This window comes from Candidatus Cloacimonadota bacterium, assembly GCA_011372345.1.
Classification (GTDB): domain Bacteria; phylum Cloacimonadota; class Cloacimonadia; order Cloacimonadales; family TCS61; genus DRTC01.
On record DRTC01000433.1, the window covers coordinates 1 to 2,926 of the forward strand.

Here is a 2,926-nt window from a genome sequence, read left to right on the forward strand (position 1 = left end):
AATCGATACAATTTGGCAAATTGTTTTACGAATAAAAATAGGAGAAAATATGGATTTCAAATTAATAAAATTTGATAAACTTCTTCATGAACTAAAACATAAACAGCCCTTAGAAGAGAATTTAAGTAAGATCATCCGAGATATCGAATCAGAATTTTCGTTTCAAAGTTTAGGAGTTTTTCTGAAAGCACCAAAATCTGATATTTTCAGACTGAAGATCAGCAGAAATATCAGTTATACTTATGGTAAAAAAACGACATTTTCTTCTCATGATAAATTCATTCAAGAATTATCAAAATTTGAAATGATCCAATACAAATCTCCAAAGCAATTCAAATTTGAAAAAGATTTTACTCATCTTCTGATCCTACCGTTATATTATAAAGAAAACCTTTTGGGTTTTTTGTTCATAGATAAAATGGATTCAACTTTTACTGATCCAGATATCTCCAAAATTCGGATGTTTGCTTCAATCATCACTCTTGTTATTAAAATATTCAGACAACAACACGAAATTGAATTATTAACGGAGATGGATGAAATCCTTCAAATATATTCATATAAAACATTTCTGGGAAAAGCTGACTATTTATTATCTCATGTTAAAAGGTATAAAAGAGATCTGACAATGATCGTTTTGAAAATCGCTAATTTTCATGAAAGTATTCGCATCGACGGAATCGACAAGACCAACGAACAATTAAAACAGATTACTGAAATGTTAAAAAGAAAGCTAAGGGATACTGATATTATCGGCAGGATCTATCGCGATCGAATAGCAATTCTAATGCCGGAAACTTCTCTCGATAGCACGATCAATGCTGTTGAAAGATTGAATACTGAATTACAAGATATAAATTTACACGGTAAATTAAAAGTTGCCTGGGGAATTGCTTCGAATAATGAATCGATAAAAAATATTGAGGAATTATTGAGGTTTGCAGAAGAAGCCGCATTTGAATCAACCAGGAAAACAGAAAAGATAACAGTTTACAAATATGAATAGGTTTAGAAGAATAGTATTTTAAAAAATTTTAAGATATCAGGTGTAATAAGTTTGTCTTACTCATAAACTCATCCTGCTGTCCTTCTCTTTTTGATGGGAATATGAAAGATAATCCAAAGAGAAGGAACATAAGAAAAGCAAGAAGAAACTTACCGAAAAGTTGTAGTGAACCAGCTAATCTGAAATTTAGATTTAGAAATTTATCAAGTTCGAAGAGTGAACTTCTTTCAAAACTCGTTTTTAATGAAAATTTAGAGTTTAATGTAATAATACCATATTCCGATATGCCTTATCTTCCCCATCGATAATCAATTTATAAAAATAAGTTCCGGAAGCTACCTTCTTATCGCTCTCATCTTTCCCGCACCAGATAAGTTCGAATTTCCCGGGAACTGTCTGCACATCCATTAGAGTCCTGACTTTTTGACCTTTTATATTATAGACCTCGACCTGAACATGAGCTTCCTCTTTCAGTTCCAATTTTATTTTTGTTGATGATTTGAAAGGATTAGGGAAGTTAGAGATCAGGAAATCATATTTTAGAACTTGTGGTTCTTCTGAAACAGAAACTGAATCCTGATATTCGTAAGCACCCATATCGATTGTCACTCCAACAATTCTCGGATTTCCGGCAAGATCAAATTCGGGGAGTTCGATTCCTTCCGGGAGATTGAGAGTTCCAGCGTCGATGCAGGGAGATAGTTCCATGAGAGCGAAAGGGTAATCTCCATCGATATTAAAGAGAGGATCACCCTCGATATTTCCTTCTTCCCAATTTATCACAGGATCTCCAACTATAAACAAATCTTCATAACCGTTTGTAAATAAGCAATGATCGACTGTGAATTCCACATCATCACCATTTAAATAAACAGGATGACCACCGACATTGTTATGAACAATGGAATTAATTAGAGAAAGATCGCTGCCACTATCGACCCGAATAATACCACCAGCCATTCCCTGTTGGTAATTTTCAGTTATCGTTCCATTAATAACATAAGCTTCACAACCACCAGCTACACTAAAAGTCAGCGCAGGAAACCCAAAATCACTAATACTTATATTATCACATAAAAGTAAATTTTTTATAATATCAGGATTATCATCGGCAAATAATGAGTTATGGCGAAGTAAAATTAATCCATTTCCGTGACTACTTTCGCTACCACTTGAATATTGAGTATTATTTACTATAAAATTCTCAGCATTTAAATTCATCGTCCAAAGATGAACTGCCGCTCCACATGTATTATCAGTTATGGATATATTTTTCATTTCGATGTTATCACCATCCACTAATTCCAAAGCTCTGGGACCATCATCAGATGTGCGGGGTGTTGTGTTTTTTATGGTAAGATTTTCTAAAGTAACTGAAAATCTTTTCCAAATATCATCGATAATTGTAAACATCATTGTTAAAGGAGCCCAATGATGAGAAGCCAATTTACAATTCTGAAAAGTAAAATTTTTGATTCCTACTTCTCTTTCTCCATCCCAACCTGACATGATCGGATAATATTCATCACCATCTATGATCGTATTTTCTTCACTTTCTCCTATAAAAGAAACATAACTTTTAAGGTTTATAGGTAGATGTTCTCCTGTCTGCAAGGTTGAGTATAAACCATCGGCAACATAGATATTACGGGGATCAAGACTATCTGCTTTAATCAAAATATTTGCATAAGAAATTGTTTTCAATGGTTCTTCCGGTGTTAAACCACTGTTTTCATCACTACCTTCTGTACTTACATAAAGATCTGTCGGTATTTGTTCGATCGCTGATTGCTGACAGGAAAAAGTGTATTCTGCATCTTCGTGATTATCAATAAATTCAAAATTCGGATTATCTAAAGTAAAAATATTAAGGATTATATCAACACTTGATCTAACCCATATATCATTCACTCGTCCTGC

General features: G+C 33.3%; 2 protein-coding genes. One reads left to right on the plus strand and one right to left on the minus strand.

Features of this window, described 5'->3' with window-relative positions; translation table 11 throughout:
- Nucleotides 1-49: 49 nt before the first annotated feature.
- Entirely contained in the window at nt 50-1,006 is a 957-nt protein-coding gene (locus ENL20_08425; GenBank protein ID HHE38581.1) for a diguanylate cyclase, read from the plus strand.
- Nucleotides 1,007-1,264: 258 nt separating this feature from the next.
- Here the strand turns inward: ENL20_08425 and ENL20_08430 are convergent, their stop codons facing one another.
- Complete coding sequence (locus tag ENL20_08430; GenBank protein ID HHE38582.1) at nt 1,265-2,917, minus strand: DUF1565 domain-containing protein; 1,653 nt, start codon at nt 2,915-2,917, stop codon at nt 1,265-1,267.
- Nucleotides 2,918-2,926: the final 9 nt, after the last annotated feature.

Bases quoted from the DNA above. Each gene is read 5' to 3' on its own strand.
- ENL20_08425 (HHE38581.1), top strand. From the start codon at position 50: ATGGATTTCAAATTAATAAAATTTGATAAACTTCTTCATGAACTAAAA.